23 protein-coding genes and 1 other annotated feature are annotated in these 23,267 nt (G+C 39.0%); of the genes, 6 read left to right on the top strand and 17 right to left on the bottom strand.

Annotation, left to right across the window (positions count from 1 at the left end):
- The 4 genes from ACH0CI_RS00365 to ACH0CI_RS00350 all read right to left on the bottom strand — a co-directional run bounded on the left by ACH0CI_RS00365 (position 1) and on the right by ACH0CI_RS00350 (position 3,013).
- Entirely contained in the window at positions 1 to 813 is an 813-nt protein-coding gene (locus ACH0CI_RS00365) for a DUF1444 domain-containing protein (RefSeq protein ID WP_014457994.1), read from the bottom strand.
- A 72-nt stretch (positions 814 to 885) separates the two neighbouring features.
- Complete coding sequence (locus tag ACH0CI_RS00360) at positions 886 to 1,203, bottom strand: thioredoxin family protein (RefSeq protein WP_406900749.1); 318 nt, start codon at positions 1,201 to 1,203, stop codon at positions 886 to 888.
- A 153-nt stretch (positions 1,204 to 1,356) separates the two neighbouring features.
- A complete protein-coding gene (locus ACH0CI_RS00355) occupies positions 1,357 to 1,881 on the bottom strand; it encodes a DUF84 family protein (RefSeq protein ID WP_034271430.1) in 525 nt (174 codons plus the stop codon).
- A 58-nt stretch (positions 1,882 to 1,939) separates the two neighbouring features.
- Positions 1,940 to 3,013: a M42 family metallopeptidase gene (locus ACH0CI_RS00350; RefSeq protein WP_013059506.1), complete on the bottom strand. Its 1,074-nt coding sequence runs from the start codon at positions 3,011 to 3,013 to the stop codon at positions 1,940 to 1,942.
- A gap of 152 nt (positions 3,014 to 3,165) precedes the next feature.
- Between ACH0CI_RS00350 and ACH0CI_RS00345 the strand changes: the two genes are divergently transcribed.
- The gene (locus ACH0CI_RS00345) at positions 3,166 to 3,477 is read left to right on the top strand and encodes a PepSY domain-containing protein (protein WP_335707161.1); all 312 of its coding nucleotides are present in this window, start codon (positions 3,166 to 3,168) and stop codon (positions 3,475 to 3,477) included.
- On the opposite strand, the gene ACH0CI_RS00340 is transcribed toward ACH0CI_RS00345, so the two are convergent.
- Positions 3,446 to 4,303 (bottom strand): YtnP family quorum-quenching lactonase, encoded by an 858-nt coding sequence (locus ACH0CI_RS00340; RefSeq protein ID WP_028411826.1) that lies wholly within the window; start codon positions 4,301 to 4,303, stop codon positions 3,446 to 3,448. The genes ACH0CI_RS00345 and ACH0CI_RS00340 overlap by 32 nt on opposite strands.
- Before the next feature lie 75 nt (positions 4,304 to 4,378).
- Entirely contained in the window at positions 4,379 to 5,029 is a 651-nt protein-coding gene (trmB, locus tag ACH0CI_RS00335; protein ID WP_028411827.1) for a tRNA (guanosine(46)-N7)-methyltransferase TrmB, read from the bottom strand.
- Positions 5,030 to 5,156: 127 nt separating this feature from the next.
- On the opposite strand from trmB, the gene ACH0CI_RS00330 reads away from it, so the two are divergent.
- On the top strand, positions 5,157 to 5,435 hold the full coding sequence (locus ACH0CI_RS00330; protein WP_028411828.1) for a YtzH-like family protein: 279 nt from the start codon (positions 5,157 to 5,159) through the stop codon (positions 5,433 to 5,435).
- Positions 5,436 to 5,441: 6 nt separating this feature from the next.
- On the opposite strand, the gene ACH0CI_RS00325 is transcribed toward ACH0CI_RS00330, so the two are convergent.
- The 4 genes from ACH0CI_RS00325 to thpR form a co-directional block, all read right to left on the bottom strand.
- The gene (locus ACH0CI_RS00325; RefSeq protein ID WP_176344694.1) at positions 5,442 to 6,266 is read right to left on the bottom strand and encodes a phosphotransferase family protein; all 825 of its coding nucleotides are present in this window, start codon (positions 6,264 to 6,266) and stop codon (positions 5,442 to 5,444) included.
- A gap of 161 nt (positions 6,267 to 6,427) precedes the next feature.
- Positions 6,428 to 8,569, bottom strand: coding sequence for a type I pullulanase (gene pulA, locus ACH0CI_RS00320; RefSeq protein ID WP_033579596.1), 2,142 nt, complete (start codon positions 8,567 to 8,569; stop codon positions 6,428 to 6,430).
- A gap of 92 nt (positions 8,570 to 8,661) precedes the next feature.
- Positions 8,662 to 9,588 carry a hypothetical protein gene (locus ACH0CI_RS00315; RefSeq protein WP_028411831.1) on the bottom strand — a complete coding sequence of 309 codons (927 nt, stop codon included), beginning with the start codon at positions 9,586 to 9,588 and terminating at the stop codon, positions 8,662 to 8,664.
- 135 nt (positions 9,589 to 9,723) lie between these two features.
- Complete coding sequence (gene thpR, locus ACH0CI_RS00310) at positions 9,724 to 10,278, bottom strand: RNA 2',3'-cyclic phosphodiesterase (protein WP_257042281.1); 555 nt, start codon at positions 10,276 to 10,278, stop codon at positions 9,724 to 9,726.
- A 189-nt stretch (positions 10,279 to 10,467) separates the two neighbouring features.
- On the opposite strand from thpR, the gene cysK reads away from it, so the two are divergent.
- Both cysK and ACH0CI_RS00300 read left to right on the top strand, forming a co-directional pair.
- Positions 10,468 to 11,400: a cysteine synthase A gene (gene cysK, locus ACH0CI_RS00305; RefSeq protein ID WP_168761351.1), complete on the top strand. Its 933-nt coding sequence runs from the start codon at positions 10,468 to 10,470 to the stop codon at positions 11,398 to 11,400.
- Between the two features lie 126 nt (positions 11,401 to 11,526).
- Positions 11,527 to 11,742, top strand: a complete 216-nt coding sequence (locus ACH0CI_RS00300) for a hypothetical protein (protein WP_165635093.1) — start codon at positions 11,527 to 11,529, stop codon at positions 11,740 to 11,742.
- Here ACH0CI_RS00300 and pepV read toward each other — a convergent pair.
- Positions 11,735 to 13,138, bottom strand: a complete 1,404-nt coding sequence (gene pepV / locus ACH0CI_RS00295; RefSeq protein ID WP_406900748.1) for a dipeptidase PepV — start codon at positions 13,136 to 13,138, stop codon at positions 11,735 to 11,737. The two genes, ACH0CI_RS00300 and pepV, sit on opposite strands and share 8 nt — an antisense overlap.
- A 408-nt stretch (positions 13,139 to 13,546) precedes the next feature.
- Here pepV and ACH0CI_RS00290 point away from each other — a divergent pair, with 408 nt between their 5' ends.
- Entirely contained in the window at positions 13,547 to 13,768 is a 222-nt protein-coding gene (locus tag ACH0CI_RS00290) for a DeoR family transcriptional regulator (protein WP_013059517.1), read from the top strand.
- 222 nt (positions 13,769 to 13,990) lie between these two features.
- On the opposite strand, the gene ACH0CI_RS00285 is transcribed toward ACH0CI_RS00290, so the two are convergent.
- On the bottom strand, positions 13,991 to 14,707 hold the full coding sequence (locus ACH0CI_RS00285) for a pseudouridine synthase (RefSeq protein WP_221831918.1): 717 nt from the start codon (positions 14,705 to 14,707) through the stop codon (positions 13,991 to 13,993).
- 50 nt (positions 14,708 to 14,757) lie between these two features.
- A complete protein-coding gene (locus tag ACH0CI_RS00280; RefSeq protein WP_028411836.1) occupies positions 14,758 to 16,401 on the bottom strand; it encodes a putative polysaccharide biosynthesis protein in 1,644 nt (547 codons plus the stop codon).
- Positions 16,402 to 16,611: 210 nt separating this feature from the next.
- Between ACH0CI_RS00280 and ACH0CI_RS00275 the strand changes: the two genes are divergently transcribed.
- Positions 16,612 to 17,883, top strand: a complete 1,272-nt coding sequence (locus tag ACH0CI_RS00275) for a BaiN/RdsA family NAD(P)/FAD-dependent oxidoreductase (RefSeq protein ID WP_033579591.1) — start codon at positions 16,612 to 16,614, stop codon at positions 17,881 to 17,883.
- A 4-nt stretch (positions 17,884 to 17,887) separates the two neighbouring features.
- Here ACH0CI_RS00275 and ACH0CI_RS00270 read toward each other — a convergent pair whose 3' ends face one another.
- The 4 genes from ACH0CI_RS00270 to ACH0CI_RS00255 all read right to left on the bottom strand — a co-directional run bounded on the left by ACH0CI_RS00270 (position 17,888) and on the right by ACH0CI_RS00255 (position 23,264).
- On the bottom strand, positions 17,888 to 18,067 hold the full coding sequence (locus ACH0CI_RS00270; protein WP_013059521.1) for a sporulation protein Cse60: 180 nt from the start codon (positions 18,065 to 18,067) through the stop codon (positions 17,888 to 17,890).
- Positions 18,068 to 18,281: 214 nt separating this feature from the next.
- Positions 18,282 to 18,593, bottom strand: a complete 312-nt coding sequence (locus ACH0CI_RS00265) for a rhodanese-like domain-containing protein (protein WP_028411838.1) — start codon at positions 18,591 to 18,593, stop codon at positions 18,282 to 18,284.
- A 239-nt stretch (positions 18,594 to 18,832) separates the two neighbouring features.
- Positions 18,833 to 21,247 carry a leucine--tRNA ligase gene (leuS, locus tag ACH0CI_RS00260; protein ID WP_028411839.1) on the bottom strand — a complete coding sequence of 805 codons (2,415 nt, stop codon included), beginning with the start codon at positions 21,245 to 21,247 and terminating at the stop codon, positions 18,833 to 18,835.
- 64 nt (positions 21,248 to 21,311) lie between these two features.
- Positions 21,312 to 21,530 (bottom strand) — a binding site (T-box leader).
- A gap of 411 nt (positions 21,531 to 21,941) precedes the next feature.
- Positions 21,942 to 23,264 carry a GntP family permease gene (locus ACH0CI_RS00255; protein WP_406900747.1) on the bottom strand — a complete coding sequence of 441 codons (1,323 nt, stop codon included), beginning with the start codon at positions 23,262 to 23,264 and terminating at the stop codon, positions 21,942 to 21,944.
- Between the last annotated feature and the right edge of the window lie 3 nt (positions 23,265 to 23,267).

Raw genomic sequence — 23,267 nt, 5'->3', positions numbered from 1 at the left:
TTAGTCCCGTCCTTTACTGCGATTTTTTCCTAGAATAAAAATAGGTTCTAGCTCACCGTTTTCGTATAAAAATGAAAGAGCTGTGATGGGTACACGTCCACTTGCAAAAAAGCTCATGGTCATTTGCGCAAGAATATCATAACCCGTTTCGTTTTGGATATCAGCTAGAATCAGCACATCTTGATGAGGTACTGCTACAGCCATTGTGCCCGAAACACTAGAAGCAAAATCTTGCAAAAATGCCTCGTTAAGAATTCGGCTTGCATCGTATCCATCGTTCTGATTTACAAAATAAAAGTCATTGCCTGCTACCGTATCTTTTTTATGTGAAATCGGCAAAGAGCGAAGATTAAATTTAGCCATTTCCCGCACTGCGGATAGATCTAAATTTTCCTTACGAATTAGTTTCTCATCTAATAGACGATATGTATTGCCTAAATCAAGCGCATAATAAATGCGTGTTTCAGCTGTATGTTCATCATAAATCAACGGCACGTCTTCATTCGATTTATCCGGAAAAGACGTTGAGCGAATAACTGGATAAATGCGCTTTTCTTTTCCCGTTACCTGCTGTTCATCGTTCATAACACGAAGAGCTTCTTTTATATAATATACCATTTCATCTAGAGCCGCTTCCTTTTTTTCTTCCCATTTTGCAATTAGCCCGGGTAAAGAAATGGTTACACCTTTTTTCGTTTCCTGATGTTCAACGCGCAGCGTATCTTTTTCACGATCAAATAAAAATGACCAATCCGCACCCGTTAATCGCTCTTCTAGTAGTTTTCTCATCTTTTGACTATTCATTTTCGCCATATTTACGCCTCCTTTTCTCATTTTTATGTATGAAGACTGATAGCAATTTATCGCTATCAGTCTTCACTTGATTTATGCATTTAAGCCTTTAATAAACTCTTCAATTTCTTCTTTTGTTTTACGGTCTTTGCTGACAAAACGCCCTGTTTCTTCTCCGTTGCTGTAACCGACAAAGCTTGGAATGCCAAAGATGCTTAATTCTGCACAAAGATCGATAAAGTCGTCGCGGTCGACATAATGAAATGTATACTCGCTATGATTCGCCTCAATTTCTGGAAGCACAGGCTCGATTACTCGGCAATCTGGGCACCAGTCTGCTGAAAACATCATGATATGTTTTCCTTCTTTAATAATTTCTTTGTATTGTTCAATTGTTTGCATTTTTTCCATTTTTCTTTCCTCCACTTTTTCTTTTACTTTCGTATTTAAACGGCTAAAGCCCCATACATTTTTTAATCCTTCTACATCAAAACATAGTATATGAGTTGTTGCAACTATCATACACTGATGCTTTTCTATTATAAAGGGTTACAAAGAAATTTCCTATTGAACAGCTTGATTTGTCCTAAAATCCAGCTGTCCTTTTAGCATTAAAACAACCTGATAAAACATAGCGGTCCGATCTAAATTTCCATTGGTGAAAATGCCGATTGCTCCTTCTTTTTTTCGAATATTTTTTTGGTTTGTATACACTTCCATAGCTTCGGCTAATTCTTTTTTATCATGACGAAGCATATCGGCTACCGCTTCAGGAAGCCGAATACGAGCTCCTCCACCTAAAATCGGTTCAAGGTCCTTAGAGGTAACAAGACTTCCCCAGTTGCAAAGGAATAAGCCATGAGGCGTTTCCTGTACCCCTCCTTCAAGTCCAATGCCAATATCAGCACCTGTCTCTTTGACAGCAGCACGCGCGCGGTTAATCGCTCCTTGGATGGTTTCTTCATCAGAAAAAGGCTGTGGTGACACCCCGGACTGCACGTCTACCTCTACATATGTAAAAGTATCTCCAAATACTTTTTTTACTGCATTTACTTTTGTTGGGTTCTTCGTTCCGATTGCAATTTTCATTTTTTTCTCCTGTCATGATGAAACAAAGCAACCGCAAAAGCAGCTGCTTTGTTCTTCTTTATCCGTTTTGTTTAATCGTATCAAGCGTTGTTTGGTCTGTAGAGCGTACAAGTTTGACTAATAATTCTTTTGCAGCTGCATAGTCATCCACATGAATCATAGATGCATGGGTATGAATATAACGTGAACATACGCCGATCACTGCAGAAGGAACTCCGTTATTAGAAGTATGAACGCGCCCTGCATCCGTACCTCCTGGAGAAACGAAGTATTGATAAGGGATGCTGTTTGTCTCCGCTGTATCTAAAATAAATTCTCTCATTCCTCTATGTGTGACCATCGTACGGTCAAAGATACGAAGTAATACGCCTTTTCCTAATTGTCCAAATGCATTTTTATCGCCTGACGTATCGTTAGCAGGACTAGCATCTAGTGCATAAAACAAATCCGGTTTAATCATATTCGCAGCTGATTGAGCACCGCGAAGTCCTACTTCTTCTTGAACAGTAGCTCCAGAATATAAGATATTTGGCAATTTTTCATTTTTTACTTCTTTTAATAATTCAATCGCAAGTCCGCACCCATAGCGGTTATCCCATGCTTTTGCCAGTATTTTCTTTTCATTTGCCATTGGCGTAAACGGACAAATCGGTACAATTTGATCGCCAGGACGAATGCCCATTTCTGCTACTTCCTGCTTGCTATCTGCGCCCACATCAATCATCATATTTTTAATGGCCATTGGCTTGTTGCGCTGTGATTCGTCTAATAAATGGGGAGGGATAGAAGCAATTACGCCGGTGATAGGACCTTTTTTTGTCACAACATGGACGCGTTGAGCTAGAAGTACTTGACTCCACCATCCTCCTAGAGTTTGAAAACGAAGCATTCCTTTATCAGTTACAGACGTAACCATAAATCCTACTTCGTCCATATGTCCTGCTACCATTACTTTAGGACCTTTTTCTTCATTATAGCGAACGCCGAATAAACTTCCTAACCCATCTTGAATGACTTCATCTACAAGGGGTTCAATTTGCGAGCGCATAAATGAACGTACTTGATGTTCGTTTCCAGCGGCACCTGGTAACTCCGTTAATGTTTTAAATAGAGATAGCGTTTCATTGTTCATATATACTCTCCTTTATGTATCATTTTCTTTATTGTATCGAAAACCGGAAATAGTTGCTAGTTCCGTCCTTCTCTTCTATGACTCAACTTAACAAAGCATTCGACAATTTGATATAATGATGAAAACATATCCTTAAAAAGCAGGTGAATAACGTGAAATGGAATCAACTAATAGCAGGAGCTGCAGTCGGATTTGCAAGCGCTTATATTATTCAAAAAAGAACGTCGTCAATTTCCTCATCGGAAGCCCTTACGATTGTTAAAAGCGCTTTTAAACAAAATGGGGCAATCGACGGCTCATGGATTGAAACGACGACTAAGGTCATTCAAAAGCATGGTCTCTCTTTTTATGGTTATACAGGTGGAATTATCAGAACACGTGATGCAAAACAGGAACATTACGAGTTTTTCATTGATAAAAAAAGCGGTGCTATTATTGAATTGACGCTGAATACACCCGTTTAATTTCGTCAACTATTTCTCCTTTGTTATCCCATTTTACAGCTCGATAAAAAGCATCATGATAAAAACTTAGCCAAGCTTGATGCTCATAGGCATAAGCTAACCACTGCTGCTTTTGTTCAATCGAAGTCATTGGATAGTCATCATATGCCATTACCCATAAGACATTTTGATGTGCATGTGTTGGCAAAAGATCGCCCATATGCACTAAGATGTCATTGTTTCCTTTTAATATAACTACAGCATGACCATCGCTGTGACCGCCGGTATGATGAACCGTTACTCCAGGCACAATTTCATCTTTGTCGCTAAATGTTATTACTTGATGCTGAATAAATTCCCAATTTTGTTTCCAATACGTATTTTTAGAACGTATATTAGGATTCCTCATTTCATTCCACTCGATGTCACTAACAAAAATTCTTGCATTTGGAAAAGCAGAGGAAAAGTTTCCGTTGATACATTTTGTTAAGCCTGACACATGATCAAAGTGGAGATGCGTCATAATGATATGAGTAATATCTTCGCACGTGAACCCTAACTTTTGTAAGTCTTCAGCAATAAATGATTCTTCCGTTACGCCAAAATGACGCTTTTTTTTCTCATCCAACATCCCATTTCCTATACCTGCATCAATTAACATGAGGTGTTTTTCAGTTTGAACGAGCAAAGGATCAGTCCTCATGGGAATTCGATTCCCGTCTGAAATAGGATATTTTTTTGTCCAAAGCTCTTTTGGAACAACACCAAACATTGCCCCTCCATCTAAATGATTATTCCCTCCACGAAGCCATGTCACTTTTAATTCGCCTATTGTTAACGTTTCCATTTTACACCTCCATTATATTCCTTTTTATTTTATCACTATCCCCTTCTCTTTTTGAACAAAAAAAGACTGAGGAACTCAGTCTTTTTCGTTCAGGTATTTTACTTCACAGCGGTAAATGCGGCTGCCTTTTTGTGAAAATTTCTCTTCATATTCCGTCATAACATTGCCTTCAAAATCGCTTTTATGCAAATCTAAGCTAATGTACTTGAGAAGAAGTCCATATTCTGAAAAGCTTGTCAATGAATACTCAAATAGCCCTTGATTATCTGTTTTAAAGTGAATTTCTCCACCATCAACCAGCAGATTTTCATACATGCTTAAGAACGTTTTGTATGTTAAGCGGCGCTTGGCATGTCTCTTTTTTGGCCATGGATCAGAGAAATTGAGATAAACGCGACCCACATCATTTTTTGCAAAAAACTCACTAAGATGGTTAGCATCTACATTCAACAACTTTAAATTTGGAAGCTCTTCTTCAATCAATCGTTCTAGAGCACTTAAGATGACACTTTCATACATTTCAATTCCAATATAGTTGATATGCGGATTTTGTTTAGCCATCCCTACTAAAAATTGGCCTTTTCCTGTTCCTACTTCAATATGAAGAGGATTTTCATTTCCAAAAACTTCTTTCCAGTTTCCTTTATACTCCGCTGGATTTGGAACCACGTATTGGGGATTTTCAGCAATTTTATCTTTTGCCCAAGGTTTGTTTCGTAATCTCATGTTGCACCTCTTTAATTTATTTTGACGCATTGAAAATGTCGGTTATTCGAAACAACCGACATTCTCATGCATAATTGTGTTTAGATAGAAAAAAATAAGAGCATCATACGAGAAAGGATGATGCTTAATGCCTTTAAATGCCGAACACCAAATGAATATAGTAAAAGATATTTTATCTAATCATCAAAGTGATTGCTGCGGAACGGTTGCGGAATGTGAACAGGTTGAACGTTTAATTCAATCAATGTTAGCAAAAGGATATGCTAGCACAGACGTACAAGCAACACTACAAAACGTTTATAAATACACGCAAGATGCAAAAAGTGCTGCTCATTTAGACGAACATATTCAAACCAATCAACAAAATTTATCACAATGGGTCCAAGAACTATCTACCTTGTCATAACCTTTGCTACTGTGCTTGAATGTCGTTGACGAGCAACATCCGAAGATATTCAAGCCAGTAATTCATTTCAGAATGTTCATTTTTCGAACGATGCCATTCAATGAATAAAATGGTTTGACTTATCACATACCACTTCATTCTCGTTTTCAAGTTCTCAGTTAGTTCAACCCCATAATGCTCAAGCCATTCTTCCCACTGAGATGGATTGATGTACCAATAAAGCAATAAACCTAAATCAATAGCAGGATCTGCAATCATCGCTCCGTCCCAATCGATTAAATATAGCTGCGTATTCTCTCCAAGCATCCAGTTATTGTGGTTCACATCACAGTGACATACCACATATTTATCTGTCTGAATGGACGGAAGCTCTGCTTGTAAATAGCTGATTCCCTGCTCTACAATACTCTCTTTTTGAAGTCGCTCGTCCACGTTCTCTAGAATATCGGCTAGCACGTCTCCGGGAAGAAGCGGTGTTTTCCCTAACCTTTTCAACATATCTAATAACTCGTTTGAATGATGAATTTTACTAAGCAATTCTGTCACTCGACTCGAATTCATATCTTTTGGTTTTAATTCTCGACCATCTAGCCAGTGCTGAGCTGTGATCACATCTCCATTTTCCATTCGTCTTGTCCACACGAGCTTCGGTACAATTCCTTCAGCTGACAATACTGCTAAAAAAGGTGATGAATTACGCTTTAAAAAAAGCTTTCGGTCTTGAAATTTTGCAAAATAAGCTTCTCCTGTCGCTCCGCCAGCAGGAGTAATTTCCCATTCGCTTCCTAATATATCTTCCAACCAATTCACCTTCAATTTCAACACACACATTTCGTTTAAAAATTTCACTCAATAAAGCAATCTATTAAGACATCATGACGTTATTTTCTTAGTAAATAAAAAAGACGGCTATTGAGGATATGTATCAATAGCCATCCTTTATAAATATTATCTCCATCACACTTTTTTCGTCAAGTGGTTGAAGACAATAATTACGTTTGAAATAAAATAAGAACGCTAAGCTTTGGAACATTTATAGCATTATCCTCTATAGTAGGATACCCATTTTTATATACTTTACAATGATCAAGTGCTATTTTCCATGGTCCTTCTGGCAAAACTACTTTTTCTTCCATTAGGCCTTGATTAAAAAACACAATAATATTCTTCCACGGACCGTAAGCCAATACGTTTGATAAGCAATAGCCAATAACGGATTTCGGCGTGTTTAGAAAAGAGACATGCTGCCTAATCGCTGAAGCATCCCCCAAGCGAAATGCATCGTGCTGTTTGCGAATACGAATCAGCTCTTGAACCCAATTCACATCAGAAGAAAATTCCCTTCTTCGATTCCAATCGAGTGCATTAATATCATCGGGTGAATTATAGCTGTTCTCTACGCCTTTTTTAGTGCGGTAAAACTCTTGACCACTATGAAGAAACGGTATGCCTTGTGAAAGAAGCACAATAGCAGTAGCAAGGCGATGACGACTTCTACGAGTGTCTTCGTCTTCTTCTCCGTTTGAATTCGTTAACTTATCCCACAGCGTATGATTATCATGTGATTCAACATAATTAATTGACTGTGCTGGATTTATAAATAAAGCGGGACTGTCTTCTTTATCCAGAATGCTACCCGCTATCACAGATTGCACTGCTTCTTTTTGATGAATATTCCCGCTGATAAAACCTTTTTCATACACATCGAACGTGCTTCCTTTTACAGAATCTCGAAAGCGGTCATTAAAATAGCCGATTTGAGGTGTTTGGCGGGCATTCGCCATCATTGCTTTTTGAGTGTGGGGAAGAGGCGTATTTAAATCCCAGCCTTCGCCAAACACCAAAATAGTAGAATCAATTTCATTTATTTTTTCCCGAATGATTTTCATCGTTTCTATATCTAAAATCCCCATGAGGTCAAAACGAAAACCATCAACATCGTACTCTTTTATCCAAAATAATACTGAATCGATAATAAACTTTTGCGCCATTTTCCGTTCAGAAGCAAAATCATTTCCTACTCCCGTCCCGTTCGAAGGCATCCCAAACTCATCATGTCGAAAATAATAGCCCGGAACAATTTTTTCAAAAGGTGATTCTTCTCGTACAAATACGTGATTATAAACTACATCTATAATAACACGGAATCCCTGTTGATGAAGCGTTGATATTAATTGCTTCACTTCAACAATACGAGTGGTGGGATTTGAAGGGTCAGCAGAGTAGCTTCCTTCCGGCACATTAAACAACAATGGATTATACCCCCAATTATAAGAAGCATGAGGATTTAATTCATCTACTCCGCCAAAGTCGTTAATAGGAAGAAATTCAAGATGGGTCACTCCTAGCTCTTTTAAATAATGGAGGCCTGTTGGTTTGCCTGGCTGACCGCTTGATTCAGTAACAGCTAGGTACGTACCTTTTTTTTCTATCCCGCTTGAAGGATGAATAGAAAAGTCTCGAACATGCATTTCGTAAATAACGGCATCCGTTGGCTGAAGGAAAGGCGGCTTTTCATGGGGATGAACATAGGCTGTATGAAGATTTATCAGAACTCCGTATTCACTATTTGCTGTAGCTGCAACGGCATAAGGGTCCACCGCTTCATTTGTCCGACCGTTTACATCTATTAAAAATCGATAATAATACCCTTCTTTATCTAAGGGAAGTTCCTTTTCCCATACGCCTTTTCTTTGACGAGTCATAACGTACAGTTCTTCTTCTCCGCTATTTGCATGTATTAATTTTAAAACCACTGCTGATGCAGTCGGGGCCCAGACTTTTATCATAATATGATCTGAATAAAAGGCTGCACCCAAATCATTTTGATTATAATAAAATCTTTCATCAAACTCTTTTGTTCGTATAACAGCCCCTACCTGCAACGGAACTTTCTCCCCGTGATTATCACAGATAACGTACGAATGTCCAATTTCTATGCTCTCTTCAACCTTACCTTCATATTTGATAAAACCTTCTAATTCATGTACGTTTTCAATAGAGATGGTCTCATGCATTTGTGCACCTTTAATCACAAAAAAATCAATTTGACCTTCATGATAAGAAGTTGGAACTAAAACAGTAATACGATCTATTTGATCTAAATAAGCCTGAAACTTATTATCACCAGTCATCCTTTTCTCCTCCTTATGCCAATTACCTCTTTAGTAGCATTATATGTAGCAAACGCAAAAACGAAAGCACTTTCATAGCATGAATGTTCGGATTATTCACCTGCTTCGAATTCCCGGTCAAAATAAATACTCTGGCTGTGTTCGAGCAGTACCTGAGCTGCTTTCATCTGTTTAAACTTTAAAGGCGCTTTAGATTTCCTAAGTTCATAAAACCATTCTTCATACTTTCTAGCATCTACAAATTCCACCTGATAAGGCTCCGCAGCGTAGTCAATGTATCCATTTCTGCTTAGTAATATTTTCTTTACGCTATGTTCAATATCGTGAGTACGATAGATACTTCGGACAATTTGCTCCATTCGATTTAACCCAATTAACGGATTTAATATCTTTTTTTGATCTCTTCCTCTTAACTCTGTCCAAAAATTTTCTTTTGAATACTGAAAAACAGCGCTTTTATATGTTTCTATTAAACAAATACAGAGGGTTTCCGTTGGAGTAACAATAATGATATCCCCTTCTACCGGAGCTTTATTAATCAGGAAAACAGGCTTGTACATCACGAGATACGTATCAGGAAAGCGCTGAATAAAATAACGGAGAGCTTCATCATGGTAATATTTACGATCTGCTTGCGAGAACTCAAATAAAGTGGATGTAGCCCATTTCATTTGAAGATCAAATACATTTTCTAAAAACAATATTTTCAAATCTTCCGCTGTTTGTGGAAGAGTTGTAAACCTCAATAGCTCTTGATTTTCCACGCTATCGCTAGAGAACGCTTCTTCCACTTCAAGCGTTTCTTTTTTCCTTGTAAACCGTTCTTTTGCTTTTTGCAAAAATGAACGTTGAGCTTTTGTTTCTTCTTTTACAGGAGGGCCATGTAATAGCCCTTGTTCAAACAATTGCTTTGCTTTCTTCCAATTATGTTTTTTTAAATGATTAAACTGAGACGTGTAGTGATAAACGTCTTTTTCATAACGGGAAATATAATCTTGCACCTTAAGTAGCTGCGCCACGTTTACATCAATCCCCTAATTAAAATTCCTCTAACACTTGGTTCACCGATTGTTTCTCTATTATCATCGGCGTTTTCTTTCCTTTAATAAGAGTGATCTTTAAATAACCTCTCCCCATGCTTGTATGTTCATATGCTACTGTGACTGCAATGAAAAAGATAGTATTTTTTTATATTTAGGTTTGCTAGCAGGATGAACTTCAAAAAGGGCAAATGAACTTACTTGAAACTGTTCTTCAACCGACGTTTGCTTTAACTGCTCTTCCGAAAGCCCGGCTTCCCCTCCCCACTTCTTTGCAATCGTAATATGAGGACGATAAGGACGTTTTTCGTATAAGCCGCTTAGGTCTCCCCATACAGCTTGTATATCCCTTTGTAGATTCACAAGCTTATCATTTGGCTTAAGGCTTACATAAAGCACTCTAGGCTTGTTATACGCACCGAACACATCGTACTGACCGGTCTGCAGTGAAAAACTTGAATGACGGGAGGCTACTTCTTTTAAGCGGTTAATCAGCTTTTCCTTTTTGTTATCTACAAATCCTAAGAATTGTAGTGTTATATGATAATCGTCAGGGTATGTCCATTGTTTAAAAGGAAAAGGTGTTAATTCTTTTGCCCAATTTTCTGCCTGATATGCAATGGAGACTGGCACGTTGATTCCAATAAAATAGTGTTGATCACTTTTCATCAAATCCCTCCTTTTCTTTTCATTATCTTTCCCCAATTTGTCATGTTCAAAAAGAGCTAGATTTATTTTAAAGGTTTTCTGGATCAAATAGAGAGGTTTTTCTGAAAATTTGTCATGTGCTTAAAAAATAAGAAATTGTGTTATCATAGAAATAATACAGAGAATTTTTATAAGAAAAGGATGAGAAAAATGAAAGTTGTTAACAATATGGCTGATTTGATTGGCGAGACACCTCTTGTTAAATTGAATCGTCTTCAACCAGCAGATGGAGCATCCGTTTACTTAAAACTAGAATTTTTTAATCCGAGCCGTAGTGTAAAAGACCGTGCTGCTTTTAATATGATCGTGGAAGCTGAAAAAGCAGGCTTGCTCAATGAAAATTCCACCATTATTGAACCAACGAGCGGAAATACAGGTATTGGCTTAGCTATGAATGCAGCAGCAAGAGGATATCGTTCTATTTTAGTCATGCCCGATACGATGACTCAAGAACGAATTAACTTGTTAAAAGCATATGGTGCTGAAGTTGTTCTAACACCTGGCGATGAAAAAATGCCTGGCGCAATCCGCAAGGCAGAAGAGCTTACAAAAGAAATTCCAAATGCATTTATGCCCATGCAGTTTGAAAATAATGCAAATCCTGACGCACATCGAAAAACGACTGCTAAGGAAATTATTGAGGCAATGAACGATTTAGGAAAAGACCTATCTGCTTTTGTTGCTACTGCTGGAACAGGCGGAACGATCACGGGCACAGGTGAAGTCCTAAGAGAAAACTACCCAAATATGACCGTTCATGTTGTGGAACCAGCTGGGTCTCCTGTATTATCTGGAGGAAGACCTGGAAAGCACAAGCTTGTAGGAACAAGCCCTGGATTTATTCCTGATACGCTTAACATAGAGGTTTACGACGAAATTTTAAAAATTAAAGATGAACAAGCCTACGATATTACGCGACGCCTGGCTTCTGAAGAAGGAATTTTAGTCGGTCCTTCATCTGGCGCTGCCTGCTATGCTGCTATCGAGGTAGCCAAAAAATTATCTCCTGATCAAGTGGTCGTATGTATTGCTTGCGATACAGGTGAACGTTATTTATCAAGCGACCTCTTCTCATTTGAATAATAAAGAGGCTGGAACAAAAGGATTTTAGCCCAAATGCAAAACGAACCATTGATCAACATGTTTGATTCATGGTTCGTTTTTTTGTGATGGTGAATGTAGGTTCATCGGTTTCGTTACTTCTAGCAGTTGATTGGAGGGCAAGGCGAAGACTCCTGCGGGAAAAGCGGAACAGGTGAGACCCCGCAGGAGCCCAGGCGACGAGGAGACTCAGCGGCCGCCCGCGGAAAGCGAAGCCTTGCATGGAAATCAACTGCGGTGTCACAAACAGTCCAGCTCATGTATCCTAGTTATTCACCTTTAAATTGGATTCGTTTCGTTATGTCTCAACCTCTTTTTATTTAGCCAATTCGTAAATAGCCTGTGCATAAATAGCTGTTGCACGAAGCAAATCTTCAATTACCATGTACTCGTCTTTTTCGTGCGCTACTTCTTCACGGCCTGGGAAAAGAGGTCCAAATGCCACACCCGCTTCTAATGCTCTGGCATATGTTCCTCCTCCAATTGAAATAAGCGTAGGTTCTTCATTTGTTTGTTCTTGGTAAACCTTTTGAAGCGTTTGAATAAGCTCATGTTTTTGATCGACGTGATGTGGTTTAGAATCTGTAAAATGTTTGATAGTCATTTGATAAGATTCACTTTTTTCTTTAATCGTATCAATAATATCGTCAATATGAGCTGATACAGGATAGCGAATATTTAAGCCAAAGTGCCCCGCTGCTTCTTGATTATAAGACATGATTCCCACATTTATCGTTAAATCACCCGTGACCTCATCTTTGCGATTTAAGCCCATTTTTTCTCCTAGTGCATCTTGGACTAAATACGCATTTGCATAACCTACAAACTGATTAGCTTGTTCATCAAGTTCTAATGTGTGTAAAAAGCGAAGAAGTGTAAGCCCAGCATTTTTCCCTTTATCAGGCACGCTTCCATGTGCTGAAACTCCTTCTAGAGTAAGTGTATACGCACCGCTCTTTTCGGTTATTGAACCTTTTAAAGACTGATCTTTTAAAAATTGATCATATTTATTTTTAATATCCGTTTCACTATGGAATTCAAGAACAGCTGTTGCAAGATCAGGAACCATATTGTAGCGTCGCCCAGAGACAAATGATGTAAGCTGGACGCTTCCCTTTGTTCCTTCAATGGGCTGCTGGCGAATTTCTACATCTGTAATGCCTTTTTCAGCATAAATGATAGGAAAATCCGCATCCGGCGCAAATCCCATCGTTGGCATCTCTTCATGATTGAAGTAGTGGTCCACACATCTCCAGTCACTTTCTTCATCCGTTCCAATAATCATTCGAACCCGCTTAGATAGAGGAAGCCCTAAATCTTTCACAATTTTCATCGCATAATAAGCAGCCATCGTCGGGCCCTTATCGTCGATTGCTCCTCTAGCAAAAATTTTCCCGTCTTTTATTTCACCGCCGTATGGATCAACCGACCACCCGTCTCCTTCAGGAACGACGTCTACGTGACACAAAATGCCAAGAAGGTCTTTTCCTTCTCCCGCTTCAATATGACCAGCATATCCGTCTACGTTCTTGACGGAAAACCCGTCATTTTTTCCTTTGTTTAAAAGAAAGTGAAGCGCTTGAGCAACTCCAGGTCCAAATGGCTCTTCTTTTTTTTCTGTGCTTGTCAAAACACTTTTAATTTGCAAAAAGCGCTGCGTCTCAGCTAGAATTTCAGCTTCTCTTTTTTGCACTTCCTCTTTCCAATTAATTGCTGTCATCTGTGTGCCTCCTTTGCCTGCTTTTACAGATTGTATCTATCATTACTATTGGTAAATTTAACTTTATCATACCTTTATATAGAAAGAAATAATTGTCTCTTTCCTTTCATATCAAAGGTTTACAGAGTCAAAATTCCGGGAAATAATTTGTAGGCACAATCGATAAAAACGGATTCTATTTGTTTATTGTTTACATATACTATAAAAAATGTGCAAATAGAGGAAGGAGATGTTACGAAAGGATTACATATTTATATCATTTTTTGTAAATATTGTGTTAATTTGCGTTTTCTCTTTTATTTTTCTGTCGATTTTGTGTACAATAAGGATAAGGACTGAAATAGTGCTTGACATCTCAGAGTTATAAAGAAGTTGTGCCTTACGAAAAACGAATAAGGAAGTGGTTTTTTGAAACCTTCAACTAATCGAATGCTAACTCGTATCAAATCGGTCTATATGTTCATTTGTAAAAATGGAACAGTTACAACGCAAGAGCTCGTAGACGAATTTGGTATTACACCGAGAACCATTCAGCGTGACTTGAATGTGTTAGCATATAATGATTTAGTTCGCAGCCCAAGTCGCGGTACATGGACGACTACGCAAAAGAAGGTCAAGATGTCATCCTAGTAAGTTTATTTCAAGGGTAGTAAGTGATTTATATATAGAGATAAAATTCTACGCAGTAGAAAGTCAAGACTTGGACGAGTGCATAGTCCCCCGCTCCATTTGCACGTCAAGCAGAGTTGGTACTCGTTTAAGTGCTTTAACGTGAAATGTTTCACTTGTCTAACAAAGTGGACAAAAAAAGGAACCATTTTAGACTTAGGTTCCTTTTTCTTTCGCCTCTTCTTAGGCATTTGATTTTTGTAATAAAGCTAGTTCTTCTTCCGTTAACTCCCTGTACTCTCCTAAATCTAACGACTCGTCTAATAGCAAAGCTCCCATAGATAAACGTTTTAAATACGTTACTTTTTTTCCTCTTGCTTCAAACATACGCTTCACTTGATGAAATTTCCCTTCAACGATCGTTAATTCAATTTCTGATTCCACACCGCTTGTTAGTACCTTTAACTCTGCTGATTTTGTTACGTATCCATCATCAAGAGTGACACCCTGTCTAAATGCTTTAGCATCTTCTTCAGTCACCGGCGCATTAATTTTTGCAAAATACGTTTTAGGAACGTGCTTTTTAGGAGATAGCAGCTGATGTGCAAGCTGACCGTCATTTGTCAGCAGCAAGAGCCCTTCTGTATCTTTGTCTAAACGCCCTACCGGAAATGGGTCATACACAGCATCGTCAATTTCCAATAAGTCCAAAACTGTTTCATGAAGAGAATCTTCCGTCGCTGATATGACACCTTGCGGCTTATGCAGCATAAAGTAAACAAATTCTCGGTAAGAAACGGCTTCGCCATGCACAGTTATTTCTTGTTCATCTGGATTAACATGTACCTTAGCATCTTTAACCGCTGTACCGTCTACCTTAACAGCTCCAGTCTTTAAAAGACCTTTAACTTCTTTTCGGCTTCCGTACCCAATGGTAGAAAGCAATTTATCCAAACGCATGTAATATCCTCCTTTTTTTGAAAAGAAGATGACTCTAACGAGTCATCTTCTTATGCACTGCGCTGTTTATTTCGGCGCAGTATCTTTCGTTCAATTGCACCTGTTACCCTCGCTCCCATTACTTTTTCAAGCAGGCTTGAACGATAGGTAATAATAAAGTAAATAAGGCCGCCTACTGCTGCTCCTATAATCGTAATAACCGTGGCAGAGAATCGTCCTGGGGTTGTAAACAGACCAATTACTACTGAAACAATTTTTACGCTGATTCCCATAATCGCAACAAAAATGAGAATGAGCACAGAGCGTTTTATAAACTCACTGTAGTTATATTTTGCGTGTTTTTGAATAAGCGCAAACATATAAACAAGAGATACGATATAGCCTAGTGCTGTCGCTAAAACTGAACCGATCTCGTGGAACATAAGAATAAATGGCACGTTCACGACAATTTTCACAATCAATCCAAATAATAGACTTAAAACAGCATATTTTTGTTTGTTGATCCCTTGTAAAATAGCTCCATTAACCGTGAAAAACGAGAACAATAAAGCTACGGGTGCATAATAAAGCAAGACATTTCCACCCGCATCCGATGCATCTGTTCCAAAGAAAAACGTATATGCTGGACCAGCTAAAGCCATTAACCCTACAGATGCTGGCAGCACAAGAAACATAATCGTTTGATATGTTTGATCAATTTGCTTTTGCAATACATTATAATCTTTATTCACAAATGAACGTGTAATCGTTGGTACAAGAGTCAAACCGAATGCAGTAGCTAATGAAACAGGAATCATCACAAGCTTTGGAACATAAGACTGAACAATTCCGTTCATGGACTCCGCTATTTCTTTTTGTCCAGCCGCTACCATCGCACGGTTAAATGTGAATTGATCCACATACTGATAAAGCGGAATAGCTAAGCTGACAAATACATAGGGCAATGAATACGTAAGCAGCTCTTTAAAAATGGATACGGTAGAAATACGCGTAGGCGTTACCGTCTGCTCGTTCACCATTTTATCGAGATGAGGCTTTCGTTTTTTCCAGTACCAAATTAATACGGCAAGTCCAGCAAGAGCTCCTACAAAAGCACCCATTGTAGCAAATCCAACGGCTAGCGCAAGACTCCCATGTACAACTTTGATGACGATATAAGTGGATGCTAATAAAAAGACAACCCGCACAAGTTGTTCAACTACTTGTGAAACAGCTGTGGGTCCCATAGACTGGTGACCTTGGAAAAATCCTCGCATTAAACTCATCATCGGTACTACAATTAACGCAACACTAACCATTCGCATAACCATTACTACATCTTCTAAGGAGTTATTTAAATCAGAACCTCCAAGTGTAATTCTAGACATAACAGGCGCTAACGAATATAAAAGTAAAAATGCAAGTATTCCTGTGACAAGCATTAATTTCATGCCGGCCCGATACATTCTTCTACTCGTATAATAATCACCGAGTGCATTATATTTTGATACAAATTTCGATACGGCCATTGGCATACCGGCTGTAGCAATACTTAAATAAATAGCATATTGGTTATATCCATAACCAAACAGTGCTCCCCCTACGGTTCCAACAAGGATCGCAAATGGAAATAAATAAATCATTCCCAGAATTCGGGATACATAAGTGCCAAGCGTTAGCACAAAGGTCCCTCTTAACAATTTTGAATCAGACATACGTTTGCCTCCGATACTTAATGTTACATACTGATAATAATGATAGAATTGAAAAGAAGCAAGTGAGAGTATACACTAAGAAAGGTCTTATACTCACTCACACTCGTCAACAAGCTAAAAAACAAAGACTATAGCCCATTTTATCCAATGTTGAGAGATTTGTCAGTGAACAAACTAAAATTTTTTAAGAATAGACAGGTTGGTGAAAGTATGATATATGATGTAGTCGTAATCGGAGGAGGACCTTCTGGTTTGATGGCATCGATTGCAGCTGGTGAGTCAGGTGCAAACGTATTATTAATTGATAAAGGCAATAAACTTGGACGAAAGCTTGCCATTTCTGGAGGGGGCCGCTGTAATGTAACAAACCGCCTTCCGATTGATGAACTTATTAAACACATTCCAGGAAACGGACGCTTTTTATACAGTGCGTTTTCTGTTTTTAATAACGAAGATATCATCTCCTATTTTGAAGGCCTTGGAATTAAATTAAAAGAAGAAGATCACGGGCGTATGTTTCCGGTTAGCAATAAAGCACAATCTGTTGTTGATGCATTAATTAGTGAACTTCACCGTCTTCGTGTAACAATTCGCACAAACACAGCCGTTAAACGCGTAAACTATGAAAACAACACCGTGAAAGAAGTTGTGCTTCAAAACGGAGAAGCAATCCAAACGAAAAGCGTTGTGATTGCAGTAGGCGGAAAATCAGTGCCTCATACGGGTTCGACAGGAGACGGTTATCAATGGGCAAAAGATGCAGGTCATAAAATTACTGAACTTTACCCAACAGAAGTTCCTATTACATCTAGCGAACACTTTATTAAAACAAAAACGCTTCAAGGTCTATCGCTTCGCAACGTAGGACTAAGCGTACTTAATAAAAAAGGCAAACCTGTCATCACTCATCAGATGGATATGATTTTCACTCACTTTGGCATCTCTGGCCCTGCCGCTCTTCGTTGCAGCCAATATGTTGTTAAAGAGTTAAAGAAACAAAAAAGCAACACTGTTCAAATGTCTCTTGATTTATTTCCTAGCCAAAACGAAGAAGAGATTTTTCAACAATTAGTCAAAACAACAAAAGAAGAGCCGAAAAAAGTGATTAAAAATGTTTTAAAAGGTTTTGTATCTGAACGCTATCTATTATTTTTACTCGAGCAAGCAGACATTGATAGCCAAGCGCTAGCGGGACAGCTTCAGCATGAAAAACTGAGAGAATTCTCGAGAATGTGCAAACGATTTGAATTTGCTGTAAACGGCACACTTTCTTTAGAGAAAGCCTTCGTCACAGGAGGCGGAGTATCCGTTAAAGAAATTCACCCAAAAGAAATGTCTTCTAAATTTATGCAAGGACTTTACTTCTGCGGGGAAATTCTTGATATCCACGGATATACTGGAGGATACAATATTACTTCTGCCCTTGTAACAGGCCGTTTGGCTGGCAGTAATGCAGGAGAATTTGCAACAAGCCTAGCATAATATGCTAGGCTTTATACATAACCATGGCTGAAAAACAGTACACCTGCTCATCACGATCAACATCCACTGTGACTTGGTACTTAATATCCACGACGTCTTCATCTTCTAATTTGCGTAAAAATCGGTTCACCGCAAACTCTAAATCTTTTTCATGCTCTTTATCAAACATTTTCACCTGTATCATAGCTTCTACCACCTTGTCCTATCAAATTTGTTTCAATCAGAATGGACTGCTTCTCTCAATGATGGCTTTCGTACTGATTTTTAACTTCTTCCTACCTCTATTTTTATGAAGACTTTTATAGATTTAGTCATCATTTGTTTTGCTACTATCATTTTAGTCGAATGGTAGAAGTTTCATTCCAAAAGAAAAAAGCGCCTGTCAAAGGCGCTTTTTCTTATTTATTAACCGTTTTTCCTTCCCACTCTAACATACCGCCAACCATATTTGTTACTTTATAACCTTGTTCTTGAAGGTAGTAACATACGTTTTCACTGCGGCGTCCAGAACGGCAAATGAAAATATATTCTTTTTCTTTATCGAAATAATCCACATTAGTTGGAATATCATTCATACGAATGTGTTTAGCAGTTGGAATCATTCCTTCTGCTACTTCCTCATCTTCGCGAACATCAACTAAATGAAGCTCTTCTCCATTTTCAACGCGTTTTTGAAGCTCTTCAGGCGTAATCACTTTTACTTCTTCCATCTTCGTCATTCCTCTCTATTCTTTCATTCAGCTTGCTATCGCTATTGTAGCAAATTCAAATACCTTTATGCCACTAAATAAGAAAAGCTTAAGCAGCAGCCTACCTAAGCTTTTCCAATCGTAGTTAAAGGTTTAACTAAGGGCCTGATGTCACCCCCGAAAGGGGGACATCAGACGCTTAGGTCTAAAACAGCCCCCCTGACTGCTCTTTAGTCAGGGGGGCTGTTCTACATCAATACTTAATTAGCTACGATGTTTACTAATTTACCAGGCACAGCAATCACTTTGCGTACTGTCTTACCTTCAATGAACTCTTGAACATCTTCATTAGCCATTGCAATATCTTGAAGCTCTTCACGAGATGCCTCAGCAGGTACGTTTAATTTTGCACGTACTTTACCGTTAATTTGAACGACAATTTCCACTTCATCATCTACAAGTTTCGCTTCATCAAACGCAGGCCAAGCTTCATATGAAATCGTATCTTCGTGGCCTAGTTTGCTCCATAATTCCTCAGTTGTATGAGGACAAATTGGTGCTAATAGCTTCACAAATCCTTCTACGTATTGCTTTGGCAGCACATCAACTTTGTATGCGTCGTTGATGAATACCATAAGTTGAGAGATACCTGTATTAAAACGAAGACCTTCGTAATCTTCCGTTACTTTTTTCACCGTTTGGTGATATACGCGTTCAAGTGTAGTATCATTGCTTTCTTGAACCTTGCTGCTTAATTCACCATTATCCTCGATAAGTAAACGCCATACACGATCTAAGAAACGGCGTGCACCATCAAGCCCTTTTGTTGACCAAGCAATGGATGCATCTAACGGTCCCATAAACATTTCGTAAAGGCGAAGCGTATCTGCACCGTGGCTTTCTACGATTTCGTCTGGGTTTACAACGTTACCTTTTGACTTACTCATTTTTTCATTGTTTTCTCCAAGAATCATACCTTGGTTAAACAGTTTTTGGAACGGCTCTTTTGTTGGAACTACGCCGATATCATATAAAAATTTATGCCAGAAACGAGCATACAATAGATGAAGAACAGCGTGTTCAGCTCCACCGATATAAATATCAACCGGCAACCATTCTTTTAATTTGTCTGCATCTGCTAATGCTTCGCTGTTCGTTGGATCAATGTAGCGTAAGTAATACCAGCAGCTGCCTGCCCATTGAGGCATTGTATTTGTTTCGCGGCGCCCTTTTTTGCCCGTTTCCGGATCTACAACGTTCACCCAGTCATCAATGTTTGCTAATGGAGATTCACCTGTACCTGACGGCTTGATTTCAGTTGTTTTTGGTAAAACAAGCGGAAGCTGATCTTCAGGAACTGCAGTTGTTGTGCCATCTTCCCAGTGAATAACAGGAATCGGTTCACCCCAGTAGCGCTGACGGCTGAATAACCAGTCACGCAGACGGTATGTTACTTGTTTTTCACCTTTTTCATTTGCTTGAAGCCACTGAATCATATTTGAAATTGCTTCTTCTTTGTCTAGACCATTTAAGAAGTCTGAATTAACGTGCTCGCCGTCGCCTGTATAAGCTTCTTTTGAAACGTCTCCACCCGCTACTACTTCTTTAATCGGCAGTTCAAATTTAACAGCAAACTCATAATCACGCTCATCATGAGCAGGAACAGCCATAATTGCACCTGTACCATAGCTCATTAGAACATAGTCAGCAATCCAAATTGGCATTCTCTCACCGTTTACAGGGTTAATTGCATAAGCACCTGTGAATACGCCCGTTTTGTCTTTAGCTAAGTCTGTACGCTCTAAATCGCTTTTGCTTTTAATTTGATCTAAATACGCTTCTACCGCTTCTTTTTGTTCGGCTGTCGTAATTTTATCCACAAACGGATGTTCAGGTGCTAAAACGGCATACGTTGCCCCAAACAGCGTATCAGGACGCGTTGTGAACACAGTAAATGTTTCGTCATATCCATCAATTGTGAAGTGAACGTGAGCTCCTTCAGAGCGGCCAATCCAGTTTCGCTGCATTTCTTTAATACTTTCTGGCCAATCAAGATCATCTAAATCTTCTAGTAAACGATCTGCATAAGCTGTGATTTTAAGCATCCACTGCTTCATTGGACGACGCTCAACCGGATGCCCACCGCGCTCACTTTTGCCATCTATAACTTCTTCGTTTGCAAGTACTGTTCCCAACGCAGGACACCAGTTAACAGCTACTTCATCCACATAAGCTAAGCCTTTTTTATATAGCTGTAAGAAAATCCACTGCGTCCATTTGTAGTAGTTAGGATCAGTTGTATTAATTTCACGCTCCCAATCGTAAGAGAAACCTAACGATTTGATTTGACGACGGAAATTATTAATGTTAAGTTCAGTGAACTCAGCCGGATCGTTTCCTGTATCTAATGCATACTGCTCAGCAGGTAGTCCGAATGCATCCCATCCCATTGGATGAAGTACATTGTATCCTTGCATACGCTTCATACGAGATAAAATGTCCGTTGCTGTATAACCTTCTGGATGCCCAACGTGTAAACCCGCCCCAGATGGATAAGGGAACATATCTAATGCGTAAAACTTACGCTTTCCTTCATCTTCTGTTGTTCTAAATGTTTTATTTTCTTCCCAAACTTTTTGCCATTTTTGTTCTATCTTTTCATGATTAAAAGCCATACATAATCCTCCTTGTACGCTCCAGCTGTATTTAATTAAACTAAAAAACCCCTCATCCCTCAAACAAAGGGACGAGAGGTTGAATAAACTTCCCGCGGTACCACCCAAATTAGCACAATTATGTACTCACTCATTTTCCTTAACGCGGATAGACGGTAAATGTTACTTTACTTCACATTTACAACTCCAAGGTGAGTTCATGAACGCCCGTTTGCTGACTCGCACCACCCGTCAGCTCTCTTAGCTCGCTTCGTTCACTACTATTCCTTATCATAGTTTTTACATCATACTACCTTGTATTGTAAATAATATGTTCGCAAACTGCAAGTTGTTCAACGGATTTTGTAAAAGTTTCTACACTGCCTCACTGCTTTGTTGCTAAATCCCCTCTTTCATTCTTATATATGAACAACTTCTCCCAAAAACATACATACAACGCCAAACAAAGAGATTTAGACATAATTAAGTTAATCCTATCTAAAGCTGAATAAATAGGATATCTGGACTCCTTGCTACAAAACTGTTCATTTCCGTGCAAGGCTTCATCTTGCGCTCCAATCAACAGCTTAAAGCAACTAAACACATAAAAGCCGAGTTCACCATAATAATGAAAAGATCCGAACGATTTATCGTTCGGATCTTCCTTCAGCTAAAATACTTTTGTCCCCGCCTCTACTTTCTTTAACAGCTATTATTAAATACCAAATCCAAAAGAAAACAGGATAATCGCAAGTACGAGACCAACAAGCGGAACAATTACCGTCATCGCTGCAACTGATCCATACGCATCTTTATGAGTTTCTCCGCAAATAGAATTAATTGTGGTGACGACATAACCATTATGAGGCAAGGAATCTAATACGCCAGAAGATATAGCTACTACACGATGGAGAGCTTCTGGATTTACACCAGCATCTAGATAGTGAGGGGCTAAAATTGGCAAAGCAATCGCCTGACCTCCTGAAGCCGAACCTGTCATCCCCGCGATAACACTCACCGCAATAGCTCCCCCTATCAACGGACTGCCTGGAATATGCGTCATGGCATCTACAGCCACTCCAAACGCGGGAACAGCCTTAGCAACCCCTCCAAAACCTACGACAGCAGCTGTATTCCCAATTGCAATTAACGCTCCAAGCGTCCCTTCTGATGCTGCATTCCAAAATCCTTTAAAGTGTTTTTGGTTCACAATGTATGTGACAATGATACCGCTTAAAAGTGCGACAATCAACGCAGATTGCTGAAGCGGCTTATGAAGTGCAAAAGAAATAATGAGCACGACCACAAGCGGAAGCAAACTTAATAACGGATTAGGAAGAGACTGATTTTCCGTTACTGCTGGATCTTTCTCGCGTGATATAAAACGCTCTCCATTTTTAACTGCTTTTGAAATCAAGCGCTTTAACCACCAGTAGCCGAATACAGCCATCACTACCGCTACAACTAAACTGACTTCCCATCCTGCATACGGACTAGTCTTTAAATATTCAATTGGAATCCAGTTTTGGATTTCAGGCGATCCAGCCGAGGTCATCGTAAACGTAACGGAACCGAATGCTAAAGCAGCAGGGATAAACCGCCTCGGCAAATCAGCTTGTTTGAATAAGCTTAAAGCCATTGGATAGACAGAGAATGCTACTACAAACAGACTGACTCCTCCATATGTTAAGACCGCACAGGCAAGTACAATCGCCAACACTGCTCTTTTCATTCCTAGCTTACTGACAATCCAGCGAGAAACACTATCAGCGGCCCCGCTGTCTTCCATCACTTTTCCAAAAACGGCGCCCAATAGAAACATTAAATACCAAGAAGCAATAAACCCTGTGAAACCAGACATATAATTCCCAACAAAATTTGCTTCTCCTTCTTTCACCAGCTGTGGAAATAAAGGCATTCCGCTTGTTAACGCAACAACTAAAGCACTAAGCGGACCTGCTATAAATAAATTCATGCCTCTCATCGTTAATACAATGAGCAGCAATAATCCTCCAATTAATCCAATCATACTAAGCATATT

The sequence above is a fragment of the Priestia sp. 179-F W1.4 NHS genome, assembly GCF_045369295.1.
In the GTDB taxonomy this organism is placed as follows: domain Bacteria; phylum Bacillota; class Bacilli; order Bacillales; family Bacillaceae_H; genus Priestia; species Priestia zanthoxyli.
This window is presented reverse-complemented; position numbering and strand designations above follow the sequence as displayed.